This is a genomic window from Novosphingobium kunmingense (assembly GCF_002813245.1).
Taxonomy (GTDB): domain Bacteria; phylum Pseudomonadota; class Alphaproteobacteria; order Sphingomonadales; family Sphingomonadaceae; genus Novosphingobium; species Novosphingobium kunmingense.
The window spans coordinates 60,013-85,834 of record NZ_PHUF01000004.1 but is presented as its reverse complement, the minus strand read 5'-3'; the positions used below and the strand labels follow the sequence as shown (position 1 = coordinate 85,834).

At 66.5% G+C, this 25,822-nt stretch carries 22 protein-coding genes and 1 tRNA gene; 13 read left to right on the top strand and 10 right to left on the bottom strand.

Going from position 1 to position 25,822, the window contains the following annotated elements; translation table 11 throughout:
• Positions 1-5: 5 nt before the first annotated feature.
• Complete coding sequence (locus tag B0I00_RS09890) at positions 6-1,622, bottom strand: acyl-CoA synthetase (RefSeq protein ID WP_100867254.1); 1,617 nt, start codon at positions 1,620-1,622, stop codon at positions 6-8.
• 172 nt (positions 1,623-1,794) lie between these two features.
• Here B0I00_RS09890 and B0I00_RS09885 point away from each other — a divergent pair, with 172 nt between their 5' ends.
• Both B0I00_RS09885 and B0I00_RS09880 read left to right on the top strand, forming a co-directional pair.
• Positions 1,795-2,790 carry a winged helix DNA-binding protein gene (locus B0I00_RS09885; protein WP_408635232.1) on the top strand — a complete coding sequence of 332 codons (996 nt, stop codon included), beginning with the start codon at positions 1,795-1,797 and terminating at the stop codon, positions 2,788-2,790.
• Between the two features lie 64 nt (positions 2,791-2,854).
• Positions 2,855-2,930: transfer RNA gene (locus B0I00_RS09880), tRNA-Val, on the top strand.
• Here B0I00_RS09880 and B0I00_RS09875 read toward each other — a convergent pair.
• The 6 genes from B0I00_RS09875 to B0I00_RS09850 form a co-directional block, all read right to left on the bottom strand.
• Positions 2,918-3,073, bottom strand: coding sequence for a hypothetical protein (locus B0I00_RS09875; protein WP_198519204.1), 156 nt, complete (start codon positions 3,071-3,073; stop codon positions 2,918-2,920). The genes B0I00_RS09880 and B0I00_RS09875 overlap by 13 nt on opposite strands.
• Positions 3,074-3,095: 22 nt before the next feature.
• Positions 3,096-3,983, bottom strand: coding sequence for an AraC family transcriptional regulator (locus B0I00_RS09870; RefSeq protein ID WP_100867253.1), 888 nt, complete (start codon positions 3,981-3,983; stop codon positions 3,096-3,098).
• Between the two features lie 3 nt (positions 3,984-3,986).
• Positions 3,987-5,204: a cytochrome P450 gene (locus B0I00_RS09865; RefSeq protein WP_100867252.1), complete on the bottom strand. Its 1,218-nt coding sequence runs from the start codon at positions 5,202-5,204 to the stop codon at positions 3,987-3,989.
• Positions 5,205-5,206: 2 nt separating this feature from the next.
• Complete coding sequence (locus B0I00_RS09860) at positions 5,207-7,429, bottom strand: TonB-dependent receptor (RefSeq protein ID WP_198519203.1); 2,223 nt, start codon at positions 7,427-7,429, stop codon at positions 5,207-5,209.
• Positions 7,430-7,881: 452 nt separating this feature from the next.
• The gene (locus B0I00_RS09855; RefSeq protein WP_100867250.1) at positions 7,882-9,390 is read right to left on the bottom strand and encodes an acyl-CoA synthetase; all 1,509 of its coding nucleotides are present in this window, start codon (positions 9,388-9,390) and stop codon (positions 7,882-7,884) included.
• Entirely contained in the window at positions 9,390-10,190 is an 801-nt protein-coding gene (locus tag B0I00_RS09850; RefSeq protein ID WP_100867249.1) for an enoyl-CoA hydratase/isomerase family protein, read from the bottom strand. Before B0I00_RS09850 ends, B0I00_RS09855 begins: the two co-directional genes overlap by 1 nt.
• Before the next feature lie 68 nt (positions 10,191-10,258).
• Between B0I00_RS09850 and B0I00_RS09845 the strand changes: the two genes are divergently transcribed.
• The 3 genes from B0I00_RS09845 to B0I00_RS09835 are packed head-to-tail and all read left to right on the top strand — an operon-like array spanning position 10,259 to position 13,941.
• Positions 10,259-11,626 (top strand): phosphotransferase family protein, encoded by a 1,368-nt coding sequence (locus B0I00_RS09845; protein WP_100867248.1) that lies wholly within the window; start codon positions 10,259-10,261, stop codon positions 11,624-11,626.
• A 3-nt stretch (positions 11,627-11,629) separates the two neighbouring features.
• Positions 11,630-12,718: an acyl-CoA dehydrogenase family protein gene (locus B0I00_RS09840; protein ID WP_100867247.1), complete on the top strand. Its 1,089-nt coding sequence runs from the start codon at positions 11,630-11,632 to the stop codon at positions 12,716-12,718.
• Positions 12,719-12,720: 2 nt separating this feature from the next.
• Positions 12,721-13,941, top strand: coding sequence for an acyl-CoA dehydrogenase family protein (locus B0I00_RS09835; RefSeq protein ID WP_100867246.1), 1,221 nt, complete (start codon positions 12,721-12,723; stop codon positions 13,939-13,941).
• 27 nt (positions 13,942-13,968) lie between these two features.
• Here the strand turns inward: B0I00_RS09835 and B0I00_RS09830 are convergent, their stop codons facing one another.
• Positions 13,969-15,459: a class I adenylate-forming enzyme family protein gene (locus tag B0I00_RS09830; protein WP_100867245.1), complete on the bottom strand. Its 1,491-nt coding sequence runs from the start codon at positions 15,457-15,459 to the stop codon at positions 13,969-13,971.
• A gap of 71 nt (positions 15,460-15,530) precedes the next feature.
• Between B0I00_RS09830 and B0I00_RS09825 the strand changes: the two genes are divergently transcribed.
• Both B0I00_RS09825 and B0I00_RS09820 read left to right on the top strand, forming a co-directional pair.
• Complete coding sequence (locus B0I00_RS09825) at positions 15,531-16,817, top strand: FAS1-like dehydratase domain-containing protein (RefSeq protein WP_198519202.1); 1,287 nt, start codon at positions 15,531-15,533, stop codon at positions 16,815-16,817.
• A gap of 7 nt (positions 16,818-16,824) precedes the next feature.
• Positions 16,825-17,616, top strand: a complete 792-nt coding sequence (locus B0I00_RS09820) for an enoyl-CoA hydratase-related protein (protein WP_100867244.1) — start codon at positions 16,825-16,827, stop codon at positions 17,614-17,616.
• Here B0I00_RS09820 and B0I00_RS09815 read toward each other — a convergent pair.
• Positions 17,613-18,437: an acyl-CoA thioesterase domain-containing protein gene (locus B0I00_RS09815; RefSeq protein WP_100867243.1), complete on the bottom strand. Its 825-nt coding sequence runs from the start codon at positions 18,435-18,437 to the stop codon at positions 17,613-17,615. The genes B0I00_RS09820 and B0I00_RS09815 overlap by 4 nt on opposite strands.
• A gap of 89 nt (positions 18,438-18,526) precedes the next feature.
• On the opposite strand from B0I00_RS09815, the gene B0I00_RS09810 reads away from it, so the two are divergent.
• Genes B0I00_RS09810 through B0I00_RS09785 form a run of 6 tightly spaced genes read left to right on the top strand, consistent with a single transcriptional unit; the run spans position 18,527 to position 24,845 of the window.
• Complete coding sequence (locus tag B0I00_RS09810; RefSeq protein ID WP_100867242.1) at positions 18,527-19,735, top strand: acyl-CoA dehydrogenase family protein; 1,209 nt, start codon at positions 18,527-18,529, stop codon at positions 19,733-19,735.
• 4 nt (positions 19,736-19,739) lie between these two features.
• Positions 19,740-20,747 carry an acyl-CoA dehydrogenase family protein gene (locus B0I00_RS09805; protein ID WP_100867241.1) on the top strand — a complete coding sequence of 336 codons (1,008 nt, stop codon included), beginning with the start codon at positions 19,740-19,742 and terminating at the stop codon, positions 20,745-20,747.
• 25 nt (positions 20,748-20,772) lie between these two features.
• Positions 20,773-21,060 carry a hypothetical protein gene (locus tag B0I00_RS09800; protein ID WP_100867240.1) on the top strand — a complete coding sequence of 96 codons (288 nt, stop codon included), beginning with the start codon at positions 20,773-20,775 and terminating at the stop codon, positions 21,058-21,060.
• A gap of 10 nt (positions 21,061-21,070) precedes the next feature.
• A complete protein-coding gene (locus tag B0I00_RS09795) occupies positions 21,071-22,567 on the top strand; it encodes a class I adenylate-forming enzyme family protein (RefSeq protein ID WP_100867239.1) in 1,497 nt (498 codons plus the stop codon).
• Positions 22,564-23,916 (top strand): wax ester/triacylglycerol synthase domain-containing protein, encoded by a 1,353-nt coding sequence (locus tag B0I00_RS09790; RefSeq protein ID WP_100867238.1) that lies wholly within the window; start codon positions 22,564-22,566, stop codon positions 23,914-23,916. Before B0I00_RS09795 ends, B0I00_RS09790 begins: the two co-directional genes overlap by 4 nt.
• Positions 23,916-24,845 (top strand): NAD(P)H-dependent flavin oxidoreductase, encoded by a 930-nt coding sequence (locus tag B0I00_RS09785; RefSeq protein ID WP_100867237.1) that lies wholly within the window; start codon positions 23,916-23,918, stop codon positions 24,843-24,845. Before B0I00_RS09790 ends, B0I00_RS09785 begins: the two co-directional genes overlap by 1 nt.
• Here B0I00_RS09785 and B0I00_RS09780 read toward each other — a convergent pair.
• Positions 24,842-25,822, bottom strand: a complete 981-nt coding sequence (locus B0I00_RS09780) for an NADPH:quinone oxidoreductase family protein (protein WP_100867236.1) — start codon at positions 25,820-25,822, stop codon at positions 24,842-24,844. The two genes, B0I00_RS09785 and B0I00_RS09780, sit on opposite strands and share 4 nt — an antisense overlap.

Below are 25,822 nucleotides of genomic sequence, written 5' to 3'. Positions count from 1 at the left end.
GGCGGTCAGCCGACCGCCGCCAGCGCCGTTTCCTTCGCTGTCTTGTAGTCTGCCTTGCCGTTCGCCGCGCGCGGCACGGCGGCGACCGTTACGATGTGGCGCGGCATCTTGTAGCCGGCCAGCCGCTCGCGTGCGAACTCGATCAGCGCGGCCTCCTCGATCGCCCGGCCCGGCGCGGCCGAGACCACGGCGGCGATCCGCTCGCCGAAGCGATCGTCGGGCACGCCCACGACCAGCGCGTCCCACACGCTGTCGTGCGCCTTCAGCGCCTCTTCGACCTCCTCGGGATAGACCTTCTCCCCGCCGGTGTTGATGCACACCGATCCGCGGCCGAGCAGCACCAGCGTGCCGTCGGCGCGGACCTTGGCGTAGTCGCCGGGGAAGGAATAGCGGTGGCCGCGCACCGTGCGGAACGTGCGCGCGCTCTTTTCCGGGTCCTTGTAATAGCCGACCGGGGTGAAGCCGCCATTGGCGATGATCCCGATCCGGTCCGAGCCCGGTTCGATCTCCTCGTCGTTCTCGTCGAACACCCTGGTGTGTTCGCCGATGGCGAACTGGGCAGTCGGGCCGGGTGGGTCCGCGCGCGACACGACCGACGATCCCATCGCCCCTTCGGTCGAGCCCATGGCGTCGCGAATCTCGATGTCGAGGAGTTCGAGCAGCCCGGCTTTGGTCTCGGCCGAGAACATCGCGCCAGACGATACGATCGCCTTGAGCGCCGACAGATCATAGGGCTGCCCCCGCGCGATTGCAGCGCGCATCTCGGCCAGCAGCGGCTTGGCGAAGGCATCGCCGACGATGACCAGGCCGGTCGCCCTGAAGCGGGCGGCATGATCGAGCACCCGTGCGGGATCGAAATGCTCGTCGGGCAGCAGCGCCACCGTCGCGCCGAAGGAATGGCCGGCCAGCGCCCCCAGCCACATTCCCGTGCCATGCATCAGCGGACAGACCGGAAAGGCGACCGGCTCTTCCCCCGAGGCGGCCAGCATGCCGATCGCGGCCGTCATGAACGCGGGCGTCGGCTCGACGCCGGGGCCGAGCAGGTAGCCGGCAATGCCTTTGACGAAGTCCCCCTGCCGGTACATCACCCCCTTGGGCATGCCCGTGGTCCCGCCGGTGTAGACCATGTAGATGTCGTCCTCGCTGTAGGCGAGGCGGGGGAGCGGGGAATGGTCGGCAATGGCCTCCTCGAAGTCGATCGCCCCGGCCAGCTGTTCGCCGCTGCCATCGTCGATGCGGATGAACAGCCGCACCTTGGGCAGACGGTCGCGGATCGCGGCCAGGCGCGGGGCAAAGCGCGCGTCGAAGAACACGGCTTCCACATCGGCATTGTCGAACAGGTAGGCCAGTTCCTCCTCGACATAGCGGTAGTTCACGTTGACCGGTACGGCCCGCGCCTTGAAGACCGCGAACTGGGCTTCGAGGAAGGCGGCCGAATTGTGCCCATAGATCGCGACCTTCGCATCGGGCGCGATCCCGCCGGCAACCAGGGCCTCAGCCAGCCGTGCCGCCCGATCCTCGAACTCGCGGTAGGTGCGGGTAAGGCCGGGCTGAATGATCGCCGGCTTGTCGGGCACGATACCGGCCACGGTTTCGAACAGGTCTGCAAAGTGCCATAGCATCGCCCATCTCCCTTGGTGCGACCTTGTCGACTTTGAGTATGTGCGGAGCGGGCCGGCCTGTCATCCCCTTGTTCGGGAGCGTGATCGCGTCAGGTCGCCAGGGTTGCCACTCTGAGCTCGACAGGCGATATTCTTGACTTGAACACTTTTTGTTCTACTCTTGTTCGTTGAAATGGAGTCGAACAGCATGGGTCAGGCCACTTTCTCCTACGCCAACGTGGCGAACGATGCCGTGGGCGTGCCGCTCACCGTCAGCGTCTTTGCCGATCGGCCGCATGTCTGCGCCACCGCGCGCGAGGATGCCGAGGCGGCGGGATTTCGCATCGCCGCTGGCGGCGCGCTCGCCGACCTGCTCGACGATGCGGTGCGCGCGCTCGGCGACGTCATCCTGGTCGACTGTCCGCGGCCCGACGGCGCGGCGCTTGCCGCCCTGGCGCGGATCGACCTGCGCGCGGCGCACACGGGCGCGCAGCTGATCGTGTCGACCAGCGTCGCCGGGCTCGACGACGTGTTCGGCTGCCTCGACCAGTCGAATCCGCAGATCCTGGTCGATCCCAGCCGCGCGGACCGGGTCATCGCGCTCGGCCGGGTTCTGGGCCTGGTCGCGCCCCTGCGCCTGCGCGAACTGAGCGAGGATGACCGGCTGGTCCTGCTCCGCCTGACCGAGCAGGTCGGCCAGATCGCTCAGCGGCTCGAGCGGATCGAAGGCCCCCCGACGTCCACGCCTGACGCCGCCTTCCGCTTCGAAAGCCCGCGCCCTGCCTTCCGCGGCGAGGCGGATGCAGGCGAAGATCGCCTGGTCCGCGTGCCCCGGCCGCCGCTGCCCGATCCGCGCCTGGTGCGCCGCATCATCCGCCAGCGCCAGATGCGCGCGCGCTTCTTCGACGGCGACCTGTTCGGCGATCCGGCCTGGGACATGCTGCTCGACCTGACCGCGGCGCGGGTCGAACACACCCGCGTCTCGGTGACCAGCCTGTGCATCGCCAGCGGCGTGCCGCCGACCACCGCGCTGCGCTGGATCGGGCAGATGACCGAGGCCGGCCTGTTCCAGCGCAACGAGGACGACAGCGACCGCCGCCGTGCGTTCATCACGCTGACCGACAAGGCGGCCGACGCCATGGCCCGCTATTTCGCCGACCTCGGCACCAACGCCGCGCGACTGGTCTGATCCGTAGAGCAAGCTGCCGATTGACGGCAGCGCCGCACAGGCTAAAAGCGCGGCTCCCGAGAAGGGGCGCTTAGCTCAGTTGGTAGAGCATCTCGTTTACACCGAGAGGGTCGGCGGTTCGAGCCCGTCAGCGCCCACCAATCTTTTGAATGTCGGTATGGCACAGGCCGACCCCGGCGATGCGCACCCTCAGCTCGCCCGCGCGCGGCACGTCAACTTCGATCGGTTCGACTGTGAAGGGACCGTGCGGCTCATAGGCCACAGCGGCGATTGCTGTTGTCATTGCCCTCTCCGTGCGTGAAGTGTCAGCCCTGTCGTGACCGTTCCTTGCCGCGAAAATCGCTGGGTGTCATACCGAACCATGCCTTGAATGCGCGGCTGAAATGGCTCTGGCTGGCGAACCCAGCCGCTTCGGCCACGGCCGCAAGATTGAGGTCCGACTGGACCAGTATCTGCTGCGCACGGTCTAGGCGGGCCTTCATGACGTACTGGTGCGGGGTCACGCCGGTCGCCCCCTTGAAGACATGGCAGAAATGCGATCGCGTGATCCCGGCCATGGCCGACAATTCGTCAAGCGAATGGCCGCCGCCCGGATCGGCCAAAATGCGGTTCATGATCTGGTGTAGGCGGTAGGCAGAAAAGTCGGAGACCGGGATTTCGGCCGGATTTCCCGCGGCTGGCGGCCCGGACAGGATGTGCGCCTTGAGCGCGTTGACCATCGCAGAGACATAGGCCGTCCGCTCGGCGGCCTGGGGCGCGTAGATTTCGGCAAGGATCTGCCGGGTCAGGGCAACGCCCAGCGGATCGGCGAAGGCGAACCGCATCCGGTTGAACTGGTCAGCGTGCGGCTGACCGGCAAGCACGTCGGAATCCATCGACAGGGTGACCACGTCGAGTTCGCCATCGACTAGCCACCCAGTCGGCATTCCGGCTGGAACGATCGTGGCACAACCCGGTATCGAGCTGGTTTCGGTCCAGCCGTCGCGGTCCCACGTCTTTACCTGCGGCTTGCCGGCGATGTGCACGGTGAAGATCGGCTGGGGCAGGGCGGGCAGGGTATAGCTGCCGACGAACTGCCGCCAGCGGCACAGCGACCAACCATCGCCGATCGAGCCCATCTCCACGTCGGGCGCACGGCCCAGCACGTCGCAGATGATGCTCTTGTTCTCGGTGCCGAATGCCCGTGCAAGCATGTACTAACCAACCAGTTTCACGTCGAGCCGCTTGAAGCCATTGATGAAGTTCGACCGCACGCGCCCCGGCTCTCCCACGATTTCGAAGGCCGTAACCTGCCTTGCGAGGGCGCCGAAGGCCAGCCGCAATTGCATTTCGGCTAGCCGCGAACCGACGCACACATGCGCACCCGAACCGAAAGCAAGGTGCTGGCCGATCTTGCGGGTCACGTCGAACCGGTCGGCATCGGCGAAAACGGCCTCGTCGCGATTGCCGCTGGGGTAGAACATGACGACCTTGTCCCCCTTGCGGATCGTCTTGCCGCCAAGCTGCGTGTCGCGTGTGGCGGTGCGGCGCATGTGGATGACGGGGCTGGCGTGACGCACCATTTCCTTGACTGCACCGGTCATCAGCGCGGGATCGACGCGGAGCGCCTGCCACTGTTCCGGGTTGCGCGACAGCGCGATCATCGTGTGGTTGAGCGAGTTTCGCGTCGTCTCGTTCCCGCCTACCAGCGCGAGGATCAGGTTGCCCACGAACTCGCCCAGCGGGATCGGCTTGCCATCGATCTCCGCGTTGGCGAGGAGCGAGGCGAGGTCCGGTCCGGGATCGGCGCGCCGTGTCTCGTAGAGCGCGATGGCGAAGTCCATGAACTCGCCCAGTATGGCGCCCATGTCCTCGGGAGACGTGCGCAGTTCCGGATCGTCTTCACCGATGAAGGCGTCGGTCCAGCGGTGCAGGTCGTGCCAGCGCTCGGGCTCCACCCCCAGCAGTTCCGCCAGGGTCAGGAGCGGCAGCGGAACGGTGAAGCGGCGCAGGATGTCGACCGGCTCGCCGATCGGAAGGTCTGTCATGAGCGCGTCGACCCGCTGCGCGATGCGTTGTTCGATCCCCTGCAGCCGGGCCGGTGACAGCGCCGGCATGACGAACTTGCGATAGCGCGTGTGGCCCGGCGGATCGCGCGAGATGAACGGAATTCCGATCGCGGATTCGCCGGTCCCGGCCAACCCCGCCTCGTTCTCGTTGAAGATACGGTGACCGCCATTTTCGTAGGCGGAGGAGAACAGGTCGGGCTGGCGCGATACGGCAACGATATCGGCGAAGCGCAGCACCGCCCAGAACCCCGCGCCATCGCTTTCCGGGTTCCAGTAAACGGGATCCTCCCGCCGAAGCTGCGCCAGAAGGGCATAAGGGACCCCGGCACGGTAGGTGTCGGGGTTCTTGAGGTCGATGCTGGCCATTGTCAGTAGGACACCTTGACGCTCACCCCGTAGGTGCGCGGCGCGGCGGGAACGAGGAAGTTGTACGGGAAGCCTGCCCCCCTGAGATCGAGCCCGTAGCCATAGGTTTCGCGGTCGAACAGGTTGTTGGCGAAGGCGCGGACGGTCAGCTTGTCGTTGCTCCAGCTGAGCGAGGCGTTGACCTTGGCGTTGGCGCCTTGCTGCAGTTCGGAATTGTCCTGAGCCGATCCGGTGGCGTTGGTCCCGTTGAAGGGCGAGAACCACTGCTGGCTGGAATAGGCCACGTTGGGCGCGAAGGTGACGGTGCCGCCAGCCAGATCCAGCACATCCCAGCTGAAACCGAACTGGGCGGTGACTTCGGGCGCGAAGGGCAGTCGGTTGCCCGACAGGTCGGTGCCCTGAAGCGTCAGATCCTTGTACCTGGAACGCAGCAGGCCCAGCGCGGCATCGAAACGCAGCCGCGGCGTTGCCCGCAAGGTGCTCTCCACTTCGAGGCCGTAAACTTCGGACTTGGGCGCGTTGACCAGGAACGACACCGGACCGGCGCGCGTGTCCTGAAGCTGCTGGTTGGTGTAATCGTAATAGAAAGCCGAAATTGCGTAGGTCAACGCGCGGTCGAGGGCGCGGCCCTTGAGCCCCAGTTCGTAGGCGTTGACCCGTTCGGGTTTGATATAGGAGATCCCGCTCGACGAGGTGTAGCCGCCGCCGTTGACCGCCCCGGCGCGGTATCCGCGGTTGTAACTTGCGTAGAGCAGCGTGCCGCCATCGGTGGTGTAGCTCAGTGCGACCCGCCCGGTTAGGGCCGAGTTCTTGTCCGCGAGTGCAAAGCGCGCGGCGGGGTTATAGGCGCAGGTCCCCGCAACGCCCGCGCAGGGCACGGTCGTTGCAATCGGGAGGTCCGGCGCGCCGATCGTGCCGACGAACAGATAGGCATAGGCATCGTCATAGCGCGACTTGTCTTCGGTGTAGCGCGCACCCAGCGTCAGGACGAGGTTCGGCGTCAAGTCGATGTCCGCCTGGCCGAACACGGCGTAGGACCGGCGCACCTGCCGGTAATGCTGGAAGAATCCGCCCGCCGGGGGAAGCGGCAGGTTGAAGCGATTGTCGGTGATGTTGCGGTCCCAGCCGTAGAACAGGCCGCCCACGAAATCGACGCCGTCGCTGCTGAAATTGCCGCGCAGTTCCTGGCTGAACTGCCGGTATTGCGACTGCCAGGTGATGTCGAGAATATCGAGCGGCGATCCATCGGCGGCCTGCTGCAGGTCCTGCTTGCCGCCGTCATAGGAGGTGATCGATGTCACCGTCAGGCGGTCCGACAGCGACAGTGCGATATTGCCGGAAAAGCCCCAGGCATCGGTGCGGTTGTCGCCCACCCGGTTCTCGTTGGTTTCGAAGAAATCCAGCCCGGTGCGGAACGGCAGCAGCCCGTGCACACCGGCCTGGGTGCCGCGGTCGCGCCCGCCATAGGCGCGCAGCACGACGTCAAGCGCGTCGGACGGCTTGATCCGCAGGCTGACCCGGCCTTGCAAGGTGTCGGTCGAATTGGGATCGCGGCCGCCGGCGAACACATTGCGAATCTGCCCGTCGCCCTTGGCGTAGTTGACTGCCAGCCGCAGACCGACCGCGTCGGGCGACAGGGTCGCCTCTACGGCACCCTGCGCGGTGAAGGTGTCGAAGTTGCCGTACCCCAGTTCGGCGTAACCTTCCGTGCCCTGCAGGTCGGGCTTGCGGGTGATGAAGTTGATCGCGCCGCCAGTGGTGTTGCGGCCGAACAAGGTGCCCTGCGGCCCGCGCAGCACTTCGACCCGGTCGAGGTCGAATAGGCCCATGCCGTGGCTGGTGCGCGGGGCGAGGTAAACGTCGTCGAGATAGACCCCGACCGGAGAGGCCTGGTTCGAGTTGTATTCGTTGGCAACGCCGATTCCGCGCAGCGAGAAGTTTGGCTGGGTGCGGCCATACGGGCTGTTGATCTGCAGGTTTGGCACCGCCTCGCCTAGCTGTGAGGAGTTGCTGATGCCCCGTTTTGCCAGGTTGTCGCCGCCAATCGCGGTGACGGCGACGGGGACGTCGAGCAGCGACTGTTCGCGGCGCTGGGCGGTGACGATGATCTCACCATCGGTGTTCGCGACGTCCTCGATCGGAGATGCGTCTTGTGCGAGGGCGATACCGGATGTCGTGGTGAACAGCACGGCGGCAAAGGCGCGCGCGAACAGGGTCTTGGCCAATTCGATTCTCCCATGAAGGCGCCTCTGCGGACGCGTCACGGGCCGTTTTAGGCCGCGCCGGCCCCTTCGGCTTTAGCTGGGGTTGCGGCGGGTTTTGACATTTCTTGCGGCAAGTGGCGTCAATCAGGCCTTGCGTGCGTTCATTTTGCATCCATGCGAGTTGACCAGACTTCGTAATCCCCTGTTGTCATCCCTGCTTGGGGTCTTCGGGTTCCGATCTACTCCCTGATGCGGCCTAGTCATTCCCCGTTCCGATGCGCACGGAAAATGCCTGAAAAGCGTCGGTATGCTGCGAGTTTGCAGCGGCTATTCATTGATATTGAGCTGGAACCGCAAGTTTTCCCTGCATATTCGCTTTGAACAGCGAAACGCGAACAAAAGCCGGGTTCGCAGACGGCTGCCTGCATCATCACGCAGTCTGCGCGTCAGGCCCAGACGGGCGATCTTCCCTGTCAGGCCTTCCGCGCCCAGTAGCGATCCTTGATAAGCCGCTTGTACAGCTTGCCATTGTCGAGGCGCGGAAGCTCGAGATCGAAGTCGATCGAACGCGGGCACTTGATCGGGCTCAGACCCTCCTTGCAGAAAGCGATCAGTTCTTCGGCGAAGGCCGGGGTCGCATCGGCCGGATCAAGTGCCTGCACGACCGCCTTCACCTCTTCGCCGAAATCGGGATTGGGCACGCCGATGACCGCCGCATCGGCCACCTTCGGATGGGTGATCAGCAGGTTCTCGACCTCCTGGGGATAGATGTTCACCCCGCCGGAAATGATCATGTAACTCTTGCGGTCGGTCAGGAACAGGTAGCCGTCCCGATCGACGTAGCCCACGTCGCCCAGCGCGGACCAGGCCGGGTGCAGCGGGTTGCGGCTGTCGCGAGTCTTGTCGGGATCCCCCAGGTACTGAAAGTCCCAGCCGCCTTCGAAATAGACCAGGCCCTGTTCGCCGGCCGGAAGTTCGTTTCCGGCGTCGTCGCAGATGTGCAGCGTGCCCCACGTTGCCCTGCCGACCGAACCCGGCTTCTTCAGCCATTCCTCCGAAGTGATCCCGGTCGATCCGTTGCCTTCGGAGCCGCCGTAGTATTCGTAGAGGATCGGGCCGAGCCATTCGATCATCGCGTGCTTGACCGGCACCGGGCACGGCGCGGCGGCGTGGATGACGTGGCGCAGGCTGGACAGGTCGTGGGCCTTGCGCGCCTCTTCGGGCAGCTTCAGCAGGCGGACGAACATCGTCGGCACCATCTGGGTCATGGTAACGCGGTAGGCCTCCACCGCATCGAGCCAGGCCTCGGGTTCGAACTTCGGCATGACCACGACGGTCGCGCCGAGCCGGTGCGCGGCGGTCGTGTAGGCGAGCGGCGCGGTGTGATAGAGCGGCGCGGGCGATAGGTACGTGTCGTCGGGACCCAGCCCGTACCGGTCGCGAATCTGCGCGGCCAACTGATGCAGGTCGGTGACCTTCCCAGTGGGCAGCGGCAGGCGAATGCCCTTGGGCCGCCCGGTCGTTCCGCTGGAATAGACCATGTGGAAGCCCGGCGCTTCGTCGTCGATCGCGCCCGGCGGCTGGGAGGCCAGCGCGCCGCGCCATTGTTCGAGCGTCAGGACGGTCACGCCATCGCGGGGCGGCAGCGCGGCCAGTCCCGCGATCGCGTGTGAGACGACGACCAGTTTCGCACCCGAATTGCCGATGATGTAGTCGGCCTCTGCCGCGGTCAGCGCCGTGGCGATCGGGGTTACGTAGATCCCTGCCCGCTGCGCCGCCCAATAGACTTCGAAGACCTCGGGGCAGTTGGGCAGCCAGAAGGCGATGGTCTGCCCACCAGCAATGCCGAGCGAACGGATCAACCGGGCGCCGCGATTGGCGCGGTCTTCTAGCTCGCCATAGCTGAGACTGCTCGAACCATCGGACATGATCACCGCTGGCCGATCCGGCGCGGCGCGAGCGTGAAGCCGGGGGTGGGTCATCAGCGCAGGGTGAACTTCTTGGCCTTGTCCGCCATCAGGGCTTCGCGGTCGACCTGCGGAACGCCAACCGGATTGCCGATTTGCGGATACTTGAGCCCGTTTGCCAGCGCGACCGAGCGCGGCATGTCGAGGCTTGACCAGATCGCCTTGATCGAACCCTGGATCGCCGCGGGCGGCTTGGCCGCAATCTGTAGCGCCAGTTCGTGCGCCCGCGCCCAGAGGTTGTCGAGCGGTACCACTTCGCTGACGAGCCCGATCGATTTCGCGTACTGGGCGCTCATCCGCTCGTCGTTGCCCAGCAGGACCATGCGCAGCACGTCGGCCAGCGGCATCTTGTAGGTCATCCCGATCGGCTCGAGCGCGCTGGTCATGCCATAGGTGACGTGCGGATCGAAAAAGGTGGCGTCTTCGCTGGCGATGATGATGTCCGCCTCGTTGAGCCAGTAGAACGCGCCACCGGCCGCCATGCCGTGGACCGCGGCGATCATCGGTTTCCAGCACTTCTGCGACTTGGGCCCCAACTGGTCGCCGGGATCGAAGCAGTGCCAGACGTTGTCGAGGTCGACCGCCGGACGGCTCCCGCCCACCGCGCCCTTCACATCGACCCCGGTGCAGAACGCCCGGCCCGGTGCGGCGCGCAGGACTGAAACGTGGATATCGTCGTTCCACGAAATTTCGTGCCAGACCTGCTCGAACTCGTCCATCATCTGGCGATTGAAGCTGTTCATCGCGTCGGGCCGGTTGATCGTGATGGTGGCGACATGATCGGCGACGTCGAACATAATGGTCTCGTAGCTCACGCTTGACTCTCCCGCCTTGGGCGTGTGAAGGATTGATATGTGACCTAGTTATATAAGTAAGAGGATCGATGACAAGCGCAATCCCCTCGCAATTGCGCCGAGAGGTAGAACAGGACACCGGCTGTGTCATCGCTGACGAACGGCTGCGCGGCGGCGGCGGCGCATCGCGGCAGGGCGCGGAGATAACCTTGCGCGCGCCCGACGGGGCAGAGCGGCGCTGCTACCTGGCCTGGGACGGGCGCGCCGGCGATCCCTCGCGATTGCCCTATTTCCAGCGCGAGACGGCGATCCTTGCCGCGCTGACGGGCCCGTTCCGGGGTGCCGGCGTTCGTGTCGCGCCGCTGGTCGGGGCCTATCCGTCGAATTTGGCGCTGCTGAGCGCCTTCGTGCCGGGCAACGATCGCTTTCCCCAGGCTGAGGACAAGTCCGCGCTGGCGGCCGATTTCGTCGCGCAGCTTGCCGCGCTTCACCGGCTCGATGCCCACGATCCTGCCTTTGCCGCGCTCGGCGATCCGGCCGAGCCGCCGTCGCGCCGGATCCGCGAGAACGTGGCGAACTGGCAGCGCGCCAACCTTTCCGCCGGCGCCGACCCGATCCTCCAGATCGCGCTGGCCTGGCTGGCGCGAAACGTGCCGGTCGATGTCGGGCCGGCCGCGGTCCTGCACGGCGATGCCGGTCCGGGCAACTTCCTGTTCGACGGCAGTGCGGTTGCGGCTTTGATCGACTGGGAGCTGACCCACCTTGGCGACCCGGCCGAGGATCTGGCCCAGATCTGGGTGCGCAGCCTGATCCAGCCCTTCGTGCCGATGCGCCAGGTTCTGTCGGCCTATGCGCAGTCGAGCGGCAATGCCATCGACCTTGCCCGCATCAAGTACCACCGGCTCTATTTCCAACTGAGCTTCATGGTACCGAGCACGGCTCTGGCAGCGGCGCCCGCCTCGCGCACGGGGGCCAGCGGAACCGGCCTCATGTTCGGAACCATGCACAAGCGCGTTGTGGTCCGTTCGGTCGCCGAGCTAGCCGGCATCAGCCTGCAGGATCCCGCGCTGCCCGCGATCGAACCCGACTGGACCGACCGCTATTTCGCAACCGCTCTCGATGACCTCAAGGATGACATCGTCCCGGCAGCGGGCAACCAGCGCGCCTCGGCCAAAGCCAAGGATCTTGCCCGCCTGGTCAAGTTCTGGCGGCGCCGCGCCAGCCATGGCGCGCAGTTCGATGCGGCCGAGCTGGCCGAGATCCGGGCCTTGATGCCCAGCGCTCCGGACGGGCTGATCGGAGCGCGCGCCGCGCTGGCCGAGGCGATCGCCGCCGATGCGGTGGATTTCGCCGCGGCGGTCCAGCTTTGCCACAACCGCATGGTGCGCGAGACCTTCATCATGGCCGATGCCATGGGCGCGCTGGCAACCACCTGGTACGAAGAACTGGCGGACTGAACTATGGATTTCGACCTTTCCGACGAACAGAAGATGCTGGCCGAACAGGCGCGCGGGCTTCTGGCCGAACGCACCCCCTACGACCGTTTGCGCGCGCTGATCGATTCAGGGGCCGACTGGGACGAACCGCTGTGGCGCGAACTGGCCGAGATGGGCTTTCTCGGCGCGGCCATTCCGGAGGCCTTCGGCGGGCTGGGCATGGGCGAGCTCGATCTTGGGGTCATCTCGCTCGAACTCGGCAGGGCGAATGCGGCGGTGCCATTCTTTTCGTCGATCGTCCTGGCCGCCGATGCCATCCGGCTGGCCGGCAGCGAGGAGCAGAAACAGCGCTACCTGCCCCGGCTGGCCAGCGGCGAACTGGTGGGATGTTTCGCCACCGCCGAAGGGCCGGGCCCGCTTTTGGGCCGAGGACTGGAATTGGCTGGCGATGCCCTGACGGGCAGCAAGCACCCCGTTGCCGACGCGGGCGTGGCCGGGATCGCCGTGGTGCAATGCGGCGCCAGGCTGGCGATCGTCGATCTGGAACAGGCCCAGGTCACGCGCACCAGGCTGGACAGCTTCGACCAGTTGCGCCCTCACTACCGCCTTGATTTTGCGGGTGCTCGGGCCGAGGTCATGCCGGGTGAGAACGCGATCGAGATCCTGCTCGACCGCGCCGCGGTGCAGGCCGCGTTCGAAGCGGTCGGCGGGGCCGAGGCCTGCCTCGAGATGGGCCGCGGCTATGTGATGGAACGTCAGATGTTCGGACGTCCGCTGGCCAGCTATCAGGCAATCAAGCACAAGCTGGCCGACATTGCCGTGGCGATCGAACTGGCCCGGTCGAATGCCTACTATGCCGGCTGGGCGACCGGGACATCGCAGGATGATCTCCCCGCGGCTGCGGCTGCCGCCCGGCTTACCGCGATCAAGGCGTTCGAGCTGGCCGCGCGCGAGAACCTGCAGGTCCACGGTGGGATCGGCTACACCTTCGAGGCGAACTGCCACTTCTATTACCGGCGCGAACGAACGCTGTCGGTCAACCTTGGCAATCGCGGCCATTGGGCGAACCGCCTGCTAGACGCCCAGCCGGGATCGCAAGGAAAGGCTGCCTGACGATGGACTTCAACGACACCCCCGCCGAAGCGGCCTTCCGTGCCGAGGCGCGATCCTGGCTCGCCGCCCATGCCCCCGCGCACGAAATGCCGGTCGGGATCAAGCTGGAGGATACGGACGAGGCAGCGCGTGGCCGTGCCTGGATGCGCGAACTGTTCGACGGCGAATGGTCGGGGCTGACCTTTCCCAAGGCGCTGGGCGGGCGCGGCCTGTCGGGCGTCGAGGCTGTGATCTTCGCCGAAGAGGAGGGCAAGTACAACCTGCCCAAGGGGCCGTTCACCTCGATCGGCACGGGCATGGCGCTGCCGGTGATCGCCAAGCACGGCACCGAGGAACAGCGCCGCACCTTCATCGAGCCGACCCTCAAGGGCGAGATCACCTGGTGCCAGTTGTTCTCCGAACCGGCAGCCGGATCCGACCTTGCCGCGCTGCGAACCAAGGCGGTTCGGGCGGACGACGATTCGGGCGACTGGATCGTCAATGGCCAGAAGGTCTGGTCGAGCTGGGCCCACCTGACCGACTGGGGCATCCTGGTCGTCCGCACCGATACCGCCGTGCCCAAGCACAAGGGGCTGACCTTCTTCGTCGTCGACATGAAGACACCGGGGATCGAAACGCGCCCGATCCGCCAGATTTCGGGCATGAGCGAGTTCAACGAGACCTTCCTTACCGATGTCCGCATCCCCGATGCCAACCGGATCGGCGCGGTCGGCGAGGGCTGGGCCTGCTGCATGACCGTGCTGATGGGCGAGCGGCTGGGGTCGGGCGCGCATCGCAGCGGGGTCGAGCCGATCCTCGACCTTGCCGCCCGGACGCCGGCGGAGGATGGCGCGACCATGCTCGATGACAAGGCCGTGCGCCTTGCGCTGGCCGATGCCCTGGCCGAAGAACAGGGCGAGCGGTTCTTCCAGGCCCGGCTTCGCACGATGGTTTCGAGGGGCGAGAATCCCGGCGCGCTCGCCGGGATGATCAAGCTTGCCTATGCGACCAGGCAGCAGAGAGTGCTGGGACTGGGCATGGAATTGCAGGGTTTGAGTTCGATCGCCGCCGATCCGGCCGACAGCTTCACGCCCGACCTGCAGTACGATTACATCTACTCCACCGTCATGCGCATCGCAGGCGGAGCGGACGAGGTGCTGCGCAACCAGATCGCCGAACGCGTGCTGGGAATGCCTGGCGAGATCAGGATGGACAAGGACGTGCCGTTCGACCGGCTGAAATAGACGGCCCTAGGCCGCGCCAGCTGAGCCTCAGGCCGCGGTGCGGCGGGCCTTGGCGGCTTCGGTCAGCGGGGCGACGAGGTCTTTCTTCATGATCTTGCCGTTGGGATTGAGCGGCATCTCGTCAAGGATCAGCAGCGTCCGGGGGACCTTGTTGTCGGCCAGGTGCTCGCGGCAGAAGCTCTGGATATCGGTTGCAGTCGCGGTGGCGCCCGGGCGGAGGGTGACGGCGGCGGCGATATCTTCGCCCAGGACGTCGTGCGCAACCCCGACCACGGCGGCCTGTTGCACCGCCGGATGCAGGTGCAGCACGGTTTCGATCTCCAGCGGCGTGATGTTGTACCCGCCGCGAATGATCAGTTCCTTCGACCTTCCGGCCATGATCAGGTCGCCGTCCTCGTCCACAAAGCCAAGGTCGCCGGTCTTGGTCCAGCCGCCGATGAAGCTGGCGGCGGTCGCTTCGGGATCGTTCCAGTAGCGGCGCGGATGCTTCTGGTAACCATAGATTTCGCCGACGACGCCCGGCGTCGTGATGACGTTGCCCTGCTCGTCGCGAATCTGCATGTGCGCCGGAAGCTTGCCGACGCAGCCGGGCTTGAGCACCTGTTCCTTGCTGGTGGTGCCAAGGCCGATCCCGCCTTCGGACATGCCATAGGAATTGCGCACCCGGACGTGCGGCCACAGTTCCATCGCGCGTTTCACCGAATCGTGCGGCAGAGGCGCAGTGCCGGTCATCAGGTATTTCACCCCGGCAAAGTCGTAGTCTGCGACGTCGGGATGATCGAGGATCAGGCGCAGCATCGAGGGAACCAGGTAGACGAGGTTCGGCCGCTTTTCCTTCACCAGTTCGAGAAAGCCCTTGGGATCGAACTTGGGCTGGGTGATCGCGGTCGCGCCGCCGCGCGCGGGCAGCATGACGATGCCGATATTGCCGCCCGAACCGGTCAGGGGAAGCGCGCTGAGCGTCGAGCGCGACCGGTCGAGGTTCGTCCCGGTGACGCCTTTGGCAAGGTCGGGATGGGAAAGCACCACACCCTTGATCTTTCCGGTCGTGCCGCTCGTTCCAAGGATTTCGGCGTCGGCGGCGGGATCGAGCGTGGCCTGGTCGGGCAGGGCCGCCAGATCGCGCGGCATCGCGTCGGCCGACCAGCACCCGTCGAACTTGACGCCGGCGACCGCATCGGGAACGTCGGTTATGCACCAGCGCGGTTCGATCAGCGCGGCATAGTCTGCGATTTCCCTTGCGGTCAGCCGGGTGTTGATCGGGCAGGCAATGCCGCCGGCGCGGAACACCGCGAAGACCGCGATCGCCATCTCCACTGCGTGCAGGTTGCTGATCGGCAGGAACACCCGGTCGCCCGGAACCAGGCCGGCCGCGGCCAGCCCGCCGCCGATCTCGTCGGCCTCGCGGTCCCATTGAGCGTAGGTGATCTGGCGTCGGGTATCGTCGTGGGCGATCTCGTCGCGCTGGTGCACCGCACGCACCTTCAGCGCATCGCTGATCCGCCGCACTTCCTTCATGCCAAATTCCCTTGCCTGCCTCGTCAGGTTCTATTACCTAGTTATATAAGTGGGATCAAGGAGAGAATGCCGTGGCTGACGCAAAGACCGACATCAAGCAGAGCGAAGAGTGGCAGAAGGCCGTCGATTACGAGATTCAGGACAGCGATATCGAACGCCAGCGCAAGCTGATTGGCGTGTGGGAGCCGATGAAGACGGCGGAGTACGTCCAGACCGCATCCGACGATTCGATCCGCAACTGGGCCTACGGCTGCGGCGACGACAATCCGCTGTTCAGCAATCCGTCCTACGCCCGCAAAACCCGCTGGGGCGGAGTGATCGCGCCGGGCATGTTCGTCGGACAGATCAACCGGCCGATGAAGGGCGATCCCACCCCGGACGAGGTTCGCGCACTCAAAAAGAGCCTGTTCAAGGGCATCCACGTGTTCGTGTCGGGTTCGGCCTGGAACTTCTATCGCCCGGTCCGGCCCGGCGACACCATCTACAGTTATGGCGGCGACCTGACCTGCGAGGTCAAGCAGAGCGAGTTTGCCGGCCGTTCGGTGATCATCACCAGCCGCCGGGTCAAGGTGAACCAGCGCGCCGAAGTGGTGGCGACCTACGACATCCTGCGCGTCCTGACCGAACGCAAGACCGCGGCGAAGAAGGGCAAGAACCTGTCGATCCAGCCAGCTACCTACACCGACGAGGAATGGCAGGCGATCGAGGACATCTACGCCAACGAAACGGTGCAGGGCGCGACCAAGCGCTATTTCGAAAGCGTCGAGAAGGGCGACCCGCTGGGCGTGCAGGCCAAGGGCCCGCTTACCGTCACCGACGTGATCTGCTTCCACGCCGGCGGTTACGGCTTCACGCCCTACGCGCCGACCGCAAACCGCCGCGCCCACAAGAACCGTCAGCGCATCCCGGCGTTCTACGTCAAGAACGAGCACGGCATTCCCGACGTCGCCCAGCGGCTGCACTGGGATCCGGTCTGGGCCCAGGCGATCGGCAATCCGATGGCCTACGACTATGGCGTGATGCGCGAGAATTACCTTTGGCAGTACCTCAACGACTGGGCCGGCGATGATGCCGTCATCACCCACGTCCACGACGAGATCCGCAAGTTCAACTATATGGGCGATGTGCAGCGGGTCAGCGGCGAGGTGCTGGGCAAGCGCATCGACAACGGGCAGAACCTGGTCGACGTGGCGGTGAAGTTCGTCAACCAGCGCGGCGAGGAGACGGTTCGTTCGACCGCAACCATCGCCCTGCCGAGCCAGAACAGGCCGCTGCCCTTGTATCCCGAGGTTCCGTCCGATCTTGCCGAAACCGCGGCGGCGATGATGGCGCGTCACTGGGAACTGGGTGGGGAATAGGCGCGGCATGACGGACGAAGTACTGATCGAGAACCAGGGTGGGGTGCGCATCATCACCCTCAACCGGCCGGACCGGCTGAATGCGCTGACCGGGTCCATCATGGCGCCGCTGGCCCAGGCCTGCGCCGAGGCGGCAAGCGACGGGTCGGTCGGCTGCGTCGTGGTGGCCGGCGCCGGGCGCGGGTTCTGCGCCGGGGGCGATCTGAAGGAAGGCGGGGCCGACAAGGCCATCGTCCCACCCAACCCGGAAACCGGCGGCCGCGCCGAGCAAGGCTTCGCCCGGCTCCGCGGGTTCATGGAAACGTCGCGATTGCTGCACGAAATGGGCAAGCCGACAATCGCCATGATCAACGGGCCGGTGGCGGGCGCGGGGATCGGCATTGCCGGGGCCTGCGACTTGCGCTTCGCGGCCCGTTCGGCAAGCTTCCTGACGGCCTTCGACCGGATCGGGGCCGGCGGGGATTTTGGCAGCACCTGGTTCTGGACCAAGATCCTCGGCACCGGAGTCGCGCGCGAGCTGTTCCTGCTGGGTGAAAAGCTCGACGCCGAGGAAGCCTTTGCCAAGGGGATCTACACCCGCCTGTTCGACGATGCCGTGCTGCGCGACGAAACGCTCAAAGCCGCGCACCGCCTGGCCGACGGTCCGCGGATGGGCTTCCGCTACATGAAGCAGAACCTCAACAACGCCGAGGACTGGTCTTTCGAGGCGCAGTTCGACGCCGAAGCGCTCAACATGGGACTTTCGACGCAGGCGAGCGCGCTGATCTGGCGCGAACGGAACAAGCCCCGCGAAAGCTAGCGCGCCGGGCGGGGAAGGTCGGCCGAAAGGTGCCCGGGCGCGACGAAGATCGTCTGGAACCCGCGGGCATAGACGCCCCGTTCATCGGCGAACTGGTTGCGCGCCGTGCCATGCCCGTTCCCGGCCATGTGGGTTTCCGCATCGAGCAGGAACCAGTCGCCCACTGGCATCCGCAGGAACTGGATCGTGATGTCGAGGTTGGCATAGGACCATTCCCCCGCGTCGGTGGCATTGCCGAAGCCGTTGCCGAAGTCCGCGAACAGGCACGCCTTCTGGAAGTTCGATGCGGGCACGCCCGTGACGATCTCGCCGTCCATCGCCAGCCACGACACGCCGCGCCCGGGGATGCCCGGGCCACCGATCACCCGCCTGAGGGTGATCGCGCCGCCCATGCGCGCACCGCGCGGGCCTTCCTGCACGGGTACGTCGAAGGGCGCGGGGTAGTCGTGCCGTACTTCGAAAACGGGCGTTTTGAGTCGGCGGACCCTCAGGACGTGGGCCTGGGCGACCGGCTGCTCCCCCGCCATCAGGGTGATGCGGTGCAGCTTGGTCTGGCGGCCGTCGCGCAGCACGTCGAACGCGGCGCGCAGCGGCTCGTGCGGGACTTTGCCGAAGATGTCGACCTGGAACCGCGCAATTTCGAAGTCGCCGTCGAGCGCGTCGTCTTCGGCGCACAACGCCAGGAGCGAACTGACCGGTCCGCCCGCGATGGCCTTGGCGTCCCACGGAGAGCGGGCAAGCCCGCTGGGCCGGTAAACCGCGCCATCGCGCGTGTAGTAGGCCGGGGGGACGGGGTGTTCTGAGGACGAATCTGTGGACATGAAACCTGCGTCGAGATATTTGACCTAGTAATACAAGTAAGGCATAGGATCGGGCAGGCTGCAAGTGCCGCGGGCGAAGAGGATTTGCAATGGACCTTAGTTACGGACCGGAAGCGGAAGGCTTTCGCCGGGAAGTGCGCAGCTTCCTCGCCGAACGCTGGCAGCCGGCCGACCGTCGCGGCGACGAGCTGCGGGAATATGTCCGCGAGTTCCGCCGCGCGGGAATCGGGCAGGGTTACCTCTATCGCGCGGTGCCGGCGCGCTACGGCGGCTCCGAACAGCCCGTCGACGTGATCCGCGCCCAGGTCATCCGCGAGGAGTTCGGCCGTGCCCGCGCCCCGATGGAAGTCGGCGGCAACGGGGTCAACATGACCGTCCCGACCCTGATCGAAAAGGGTACGGACGAGCAGAAGGACCTGTTCATCCGCAAGACCATCGAGGGCGACTACATCTGGGGCCAGGGTTATTCGGAACCCGGATCGGGCAGCGACCTCGCCTCGGTCCGCACCAAGGCCGAGCTTTCGGCCGACGGGACCAGGTGGATCATCAACGGCCAGAAGATCTGGACCAGCCAGGGCATGCAGTCGACCCACATGTTCATGCTGGCGCGGACCGAACCAGACGCGCCCAAGCATGACGGGATCACATACCTGCTGATCGACCTCGACCAGCCCGGCATCACCCGCCGGCCGATCCGGCAGATGACCGGAGAGCAGGGCGAGCACACCTTCTGCGAGTTCTTCTTCGACAACGCCGAAACTCCGGTGAGCTGGCAGGTCGGTGAGCGGGGGCAGGGCTGGTACGTCAGCCGCACCACACTCAAGCATGAACGCGCCAGCATCGGAAGCGCCGATGGCCTTGGCAACCAGTTCCGCAAGCTGGTCGAACTGGCGCGGGAGATGGGCCGGCTGGGCGATCCGCTGGTGCGTGACCGTCTTGCCGAGATAGAAGGCCGGGTGCTGTCGCACCGTTACACCAGCTTTCGCCTGTTCTCCTGCGCTGCCGTCGGCGAGGATCCGGGGCCGGTCCAGTTGATGATGAAGTTGCTGCTCACCGAAACCGGCCACGACATCGCCTTGCTGGCGCAGGAACTGATCGGCGAGGAAGGCATGACCGAGCCGAAGGGCGCTGGCGGGCGCGGGCCGCGCGGGCTCCGCGGGCCAAACAAGTGGCTTGACCAGATCATGGGCAGCCTCGGCAATTCGATCGCCGGCGGGGCCAGCAACATTCAGCGCAACATCATCGGCGAGCGCGGACTGGGCCTGCCGCGCGACCTTGCCATGCAAAGCGAGAGGTAGGGCGATGCGCTTTCACCTCACGGCGGAACAGGTCGCGATCCAGGACGCGGTGCGCGGCACTCTTGGCGAATGCTGGGGCATGGAACGGCTCCATGCCTTCGCTGATGGCGATGCGGATTTCGACCCCGCAAGCTGGCAGGCGCTGATGGCACTCGGGGTCGGCGCGCTTGCTCTTGACGAGGACGAAGGCGGGGCCGGTCTTGGCCTGCTCGATGCGGCGCTGGTCTGCGAGGTTGCTGGAGCTGCCGCTGCGCCGGGGCCGCTGATCGGCCAGATCGTGGCGGCGCTGGCAGCGGCGCGATCCGCTCATCAGTCAATTCGCGCGCTCCTGCCCGCCATCGCCAGCGGCGACACTGTGGTCACCCTGGCGCTGGATTCGGCGCTTGTCCAAAGCGCCCGATCGGCAGACCTGTTCCTTGCCGACGATGGCGCCGGCGGGCTTCGCCTTGTCGAGGCCGGCGAGGGCGTCGTGATCGAGGGCGTGGATTCGACCGATCGCAGTCGCCCTGTGTCGCGGGTCCGCTTCGAAACGGTGACCGCGCACCCGGTTTGCGCCGCGGGCGATCCGCTGGTCGACAAGATCCGCGATGCCGCGCTTGTCCTGATCGCCGCCGATGCGCTGGGCGGCGCGCAGCACTGTCTCGACCTGTCGGTCGACTATGCCAAGACGCGCGAGCAGTTCGGCCAGCCGATCGGCCGGTTCCAGGGCCTCAAACACCAGCTCGCGCACATGGCGCTCGACGTCGAGCCGGCCCGCGCCCTGGTCTGGTATGCCGCCTATGCCTGGGATGAAGACCTGTCCGATGCCGGCCGCGCCGCCGCGATGGCCAAGGCCCATCTGTGCGAAATCTACACCCGCACCACACGCGCAGCCATCGCTGCGCACGGGGGGATCGGCTATACATGGGAATATGGCCTGAACTACTGGTTCCGCCGCTCGGTCCACGACCGTGCCTGGCTGGGCAGCCCGGCGCGGCATCGCGCGCGCGCGGCCGAGCTGGCGGACTGGTGAAGGCCGCTATTTTGGGAGCACAACGATGAAGCCGGGATCCAGATTGAAGAGCGCCGCGTGCAGCAGCGAGGCGGTGTTGATCAAGCACAGTGCGGGGACGATCGAATGCGGCGGAGCACCGATGAGCGCGGATGCGTCAGGTGATGGAACGCCCGCACCGGGGTTCGACGGCGGCACTGTGATGGGCAAGCGCTACGTCGACGAGGCGGGAACGATCGAACTGCTCTGCGTGAAGCCGGGCAAGGGCAGTTTCGCCCTCGACGGCGTGGCTCTGGTTCTCAAGGAAGCAAAGCCGCTTCCCGCTTCGGACTGAAGACAGCCCCATGAACATCGCACTGCTGCTCGAAATGGCCGCGCAGGCCGATCCCGAACGCGTCGGGCTGGTCTGCGACGGCAAGCGCTGGACCTATGGCGAACTGGACCAGGCCGCCCGGGGCGCGTGTGAACTGATCAGGGCGAGCGGGGCGAGCCACGTCGCGCTGCTCGACGAATCGAGCGAAGCCGCAGTGATTGCGCTGTTTGGTGCGGCGCTGGCGGGCGTGCCCTATTGTCCGCTCAACTATCGCCTCGCCGATGCCGATCTCGGTGCGCTCCTGGGCCGGATCGCCCCGGCGCTGGTCGTCGGCGATGTCGAGCGTGTGAGGCGTCTGGCCGGCGGCGACGGCCACACCACCTATGTCCGCAGCGAGTTCACGCTGGCCGCGCTCGAAGCGGTATCCGGCGAGTTTGCCGAGCATGACAGCGGCGAAGGCATCGCGATCCAGTTGTTCACCAGCGGCACTACCGCTGCGCCGAAGGCGGCCATCCTCGCCCATTCGAACCTGGTGTCCTACATCCTCGGCACGGTGGAGTTCGCTTCGGCCGAGGAAAGCGAGGCGACCCTCGTTTCGGTTCCGCCCTATCACATTGCCGGCATCGCCGCGCTTGCATCGTCGATCTACGCCCAGCGCCGGATCGTGCTGTTGCCCGGCTTCGCGCCCGAGGACTGGCTCAAGCTGGTCGATGCCGAGAAGGTCAGCAACGCCTTCGTGGTGCCGACCATGCTCGGGCGGATCATCCATGCGCTCGACAAGGGGATCAAGGCGGACATCTCGTCGCTCAGGGCCATCGCCTATGGCGGCGGCAAGATGCCGCTGGAACTGATCCATCGCGCGCTCGACCTGTTTCCGGATTCGGCCTTCACCAACGCCTATGGCCTGACCGAGACCAGTTCCACCATCGCCCTCCTCGGTCCGGACGAGCACCGCGCGGCGCACCGGTCCAGCGACCCGGCGGTGCGCGCACGGCTCGGCTCGGTCGGCATCCCCTTGCCGACGATCGAACTGGAAATCCGCGACGAGGACGGCCGGGTTCTCCCTGCGGGCCAGACCGGTGAAATCTACGTTCGCGGCGATCAGGTTTCGGGCCAGTACCGCGAAAGAAGCGCGCTCGATGCGGACGGCTGGTTTCCGACCCGGGATGCGGGTTACCTTGACGAGGACGGCTACCTGTTCCTGTCCGGCCGGGCCGACGACGTCATCGTGCGCGGCGGCGAGAACATCTCGCCGGGCGAGATCGAGGATCTGCTGCTGACCCATCCGGCGATTGCCGATTGCGCGGCAGTCGCCGTGCCGAGCGTCGAATGGGGCGAGGCAGTCGGAATCGCGGTGGTGGTGCGCGGCGGGTTCGACAAGCCGGCCGACGATGAATTGCAGGACATGGTCCGTTCGCGCCTGCGGTCGAGCCGCGTGCCGGAATGCGTGCGGTTTGTGCCCAGCCTTCCCTATAACGAGATGGGCAAGCTGCTGCGGCGCGAAGTGAAGGCGCTGCTCGCTTCATGAGCGGGGGCGATCCGCTGGAGCTGGTCGACGGCGTCCGGCGGGTGCGCCCCGACGATCACTTCATGGTTCTGACCGAAACCGACGCATCGCCGATGCATGTCGGCGCTCTGGTGGTGCTCGACGTGCCCCACAGCGAACGCGCGGGCCTGGCCGGCAGGATACGGCATCAATTCGCGGCGCGGTTGCCCGCAACGCCGCTGCTCGCCCGACTGGTTGAAGCGCCGGACGGCTTCGACAGCGATGTCTGGGTGGATCTCGCCGCCGCCGATCTGGATGCTCTGATCGTGGAGGAAGGCAGTAGCGATCTCGGGCAGGAGGTGGCACGGATCAACCTGCAGCGGCTCGATCTGACCGGCCCGCCCTTCAAGGTCCACGTCTTTCCCGATGCGGCCGCGTTCTACCTAAAGATGCACCACTGCGTGGCGGATGGCATCGGCTTTCAGGAAGTGCTGCGCCTGCTGAGCGATGACAACGCGCCGGTTCCGCCTCGCAGCGCCGATGCGCGTCTGCCCGGTGGCGAGGAATGGCGGGCGCTCAGCGAAGCACGCTTCGCTGCCGAAGCGCAGGCCAGGTCTGACCAGGTCATCGCCCGCAAAGCCGCGCTCGCCGAGCTCGAGGCGTTCACGGGCGAGCGCGCGGAAACCCCGCAACTCAAGCTGTCGGGGCCGACCACGGCGCAGCGCGGCTACGCCACCACAAGCGTTGCGCTTAAACCGTTTCGCGCCGCGGCCCAGGCTCTCGACGCGACGGTGAACGACCTGTTCCTCGCCTGCGCCGCCTGGGCGCTTCGCGATCATCTTCTGGCAATCGACGATTTGCCGGCGACGCCGCTGGTGGTCAATTCCGCCCGCTCGTACCGACGGCCGGAGCACGGACGCTTCGGCAACCGCATCGTCGCCATCCACCCCCACCTTGCCACGCACCTGCCCGAGCCGATCGAGCGGCTGCGCGCGATCCAGGCCAGCATGGCTTGCGAACTGCGTCGCACCGCGCTGGACGAGGCGCTGCTCGACGCGCTGGAAAAGCCATATGGCGCGCGCGATCGCCGCGCCGCGTTCGCCGATCGGACCAGGGGCGGCGGACGCGTGCTGCCTGGCAACGTTACCTTGTCGAACGTGCCGGGTCCGGGCGGCGAACGGCGTTGGGCCGGGTATCGCCAGGTGCACAATTTCCCCGTGCCGATTATCGGGTCGGGCCGCTTCCTCAACATCACCTCGCGGCGCAGCGGTGCAAATCTCGACATGGGGGTGATCGCTGATGCCGGGAAGATCGCCGACGTAGAGCGGATCGCCCGCCGCTTCGAGGCGGCCGTCGCGGGCTATGCCGCCATCGCCGGAACAGATCGCTGATGTTTGAGGCGCTCGAGCTGCCGCTGATGTGCGCTCCGATGAGCTTCGCCTCGTCGCCCGCCCTGGCGCGGGCCTGCAGCCAAGCGGGGGTCGTCGCGGGCTGGCAGGGAGGCAGCGCGACCAGCGACCGCGAGTTCGCCGAGTATCTGTCTGCGCTGGCCAAGCCCGGACGTGCGCCACCGATCGTCAATCTTCCGGCGCGCATGGCCCTCGCCGACGAGGGCGCCAAGCGGCTTGCGTTGTTGGCGCAGGCGCGGGCGCCGCTGGTCCTGTCCAGCATTGGCGATCCGGCGCGGATGGTCGAGCGGGTCCACGGCTGGGGCGGGCGCGTGATCCAGGATGTGACCACCTTGCGCCATGCGGAGAAGGCAATTGCCGCGGGGGTCGACGGCCTGATGCTGACCTGCGCCGGGGCCGGCGGGCACACCGGCCTGTTGACGCCGTTCGCGTTCGTCCCCGCGGTGCGGCGGATCTGGGACGGCTTGCTGATCGTCGCCGGCGGAATTGCCGAGGCGCGCGGCATCCGCGGCGCGCTGGGGCTGGGCGCGGATCTTGCCTGCATGGGCACGCGCTTCATCGCCACGCCCGAAAGCGCGGTGCGCCAGGAACACCGCGACATGATTGCCGCGGCGGGGATGGAACGGATCGTGCCGTCGGCCGCCCTCAATGGCGTGGTGGCCAACTGGATCGCGGATTCGCTGGCCGAAGCGGGGCTCGATCCGGCCAATCTGCCAGAAGGACGGGCCGTGCTGCCGGATGGCATGCGGGCGTGGCGCGATGTGTTCAGCGCGGGCCAGAGCGTGGGCCTGATCGAGGGGGAACTGCCGGCCGGCAACCTCGTGGCGCAGCTTTCGGCCGATTTCACGGCGCTGGGCGGCGCGCCCGGCTGGCGCGAGCGGTTGGCGGTGGTCGAGGCTGGCTGGTCCTAGCCGTCCATCGTCAGCACCACACGGCCGGCCAGCTCACCGCTGGCTGCGGCGCTCATCGCCTCGCGAAATTGCTCCAGCGGATAACTCCGGGCAATCGCGGGCCGCAGCACGCCCCGCCGGGCAAGGTCGAAGGTGGTGGCCCGGTTCGCTTCGGCCCGTTCGGGTTCGAGCTCGCCGAACTGGCGGATATCGACACCGACCAGGCTCGCGCCCTTGAGCAGCGGCAGGTTGGTGCGCAGCGCCGCAATGCCGCCGGGAAATCCGATGACTAGGTGGCGTCCGCCCCAGCCGAGCGAGCGGAAGGCCGGATCGGTTGCATCGCCGCCGACTGGATCGAACACGACATCGACCGGCTTTCCTGCGTTCGCCGCCCTGACCCGATCACGCCAATCCTCACCGCGGGCTTCGATCACCGCATCGGCGCCTCCGGCCATGGCCAAGGCGCGCTTGGACTCGCTGGAAGCAGAGCCGATCACCCGCGCGCCCAGATGCCTGCCGATCTGCACGGCAGCATAACCGGTTGCACCGCCGGCGCCGAGCACCAGCAAGGTCTCGCCGGGCTTCAACTGGGCGCGGTCGACAAGAGCGTGCCAGGCGGTGGCGTAGCTGACCGGAAAGGTCGCGGCTTCGGAAAAGTCCATGCCGCCGGGCAAGGCTCGGACCGAACGTTCGGGCAGTACCGCTTCCTCGGCAAACATTCCGCCCCAGTTGCTGAGCGAGACACGATCGCCCACCTTGATCCGGCTGACATCAGGGGCTGCTTCGCTGACTATCCCCGCAGCCTCGCTGCCCGGACAGAACGGCAATGGCGGCTTGACCTGATAGCGCCCCTCGGCCGTCAGTACATCGACATAACTGATCCCAGCTGCCTTGATCGCGACCCTGACTTCGCCGGGACCAAGCGCGCGCTGCGGCAGTTCCCGCAGCTCATAGGTTTCAGGCGCACCGAACTGGTCGGCGATGACCCCGCGAGGCAT

Coding starts and splice junctions, on each gene's coding strand:
- B0I00_RS09820 (WP_100867244.1), top strand. CDS start 16,825: ATGACGGACGAAGTACTGATCGAGAACCAGGGTGGGGTGCGCATCATC.
- B0I00_RS09870 (WP_100867253.1), bottom strand. CDS start 3,983: ATGCTTGCACGGGCATTCGGCACCGAGAACAAGAGCATCATCTGCGAC.
- B0I00_RS09780 (WP_100867236.1), bottom strand. CDS start 25,822: ATGCCTCGCGGGGTCATCGCCGACCAGTTCGGTGCGCCTGAAACCTAT.
- B0I00_RS09835 (WP_100867246.1), top strand. CDS start 12,721: ATGGACTTCAACGACACCCCCGCCGAAGCGGCCTTCCGTGCCGAGGCG.
- B0I00_RS09785 (WP_100867237.1), top strand. CDS start 23,916: ATGTTTGAGGCGCTCGAGCTGCCGCTGATGTGCGCTCCGATGAGCTTC.
- B0I00_RS09830 (WP_100867245.1), bottom strand. CDS start 15,459: ATGAAGGAAGTGCGGCGGATCAGCGATGCGCTGAAGGTGCGTGCGGTG.
- B0I00_RS09815 (WP_100867243.1), bottom strand. CDS start 18,437: ATGTCCACAGATTCGTCCTCAGAACACCCCGTCCCCCCGGCCTACTAC.
- B0I00_RS09790 (WP_100867238.1), top strand. CDS start 22,564: ATGAGCGGGGGCGATCCGCTGGAGCTGGTCGACGGCGTCCGGCGGGTG.
- B0I00_RS09810 (WP_100867242.1), top strand. CDS start 18,527: ATGGACCTTAGTTACGGACCGGAAGCGGAAGGCTTTCGCCGGGAAGTG.
- B0I00_RS09855 (WP_100867250.1), bottom strand. CDS start 9,390: ATGACCCACCCCCGGCTTCACGCTCGCGCCGCGCCGGATCGGCCAGCG.
- B0I00_RS09845 (WP_100867248.1), top strand. CDS start 10,259: ATGACAAGCGCAATCCCCTCGCAATTGCGCCGAGAGGTAGAACAGGAC.
- B0I00_RS09890 (WP_100867254.1), bottom strand. CDS start 1,622: ATGCTATGGCACTTTGCAGACCTGTTCGAAACCGTGGCCGGTATCGTG.
- B0I00_RS09840 (WP_100867247.1), top strand. CDS start 11,630: ATGGATTTCGACCTTTCCGACGAACAGAAGATGCTGGCCGAACAGGCG.
- B0I00_RS09805 (WP_100867241.1), top strand. CDS start 19,740: ATGCGCTTTCACCTCACGGCGGAACAGGTCGCGATCCAGGACGCGGTG.
- B0I00_RS09865 (WP_100867252.1), bottom strand. CDS start 5,204: ATGGCCAGCATCGACCTCAAGAACCCCGACACCTACCGTGCCGGGGTC.
- B0I00_RS09800 (WP_100867240.1), top strand. CDS start 20,773: ATGAAGCCGGGATCCAGATTGAAGAGCGCCGCGTGCAGCAGCGAGGCG.
- B0I00_RS09875 (WP_198519204.1), bottom strand. CDS start 3,073: ATGACAACAGCAATCGCCGCTGTGGCCTATGAGCCGCACGGTCCCTTC.
- B0I00_RS09885 (WP_408635232.1), top strand. CDS start 1,795: ATGGAGTCGAACAGCATGGGTCAGGCCACTTTCTCCTACGCCAACGTG.
- B0I00_RS09795 (WP_100867239.1), top strand. CDS start 21,071: ATGAACATCGCACTGCTGCTCGAAATGGCCGCGCAGGCCGATCCCGAA.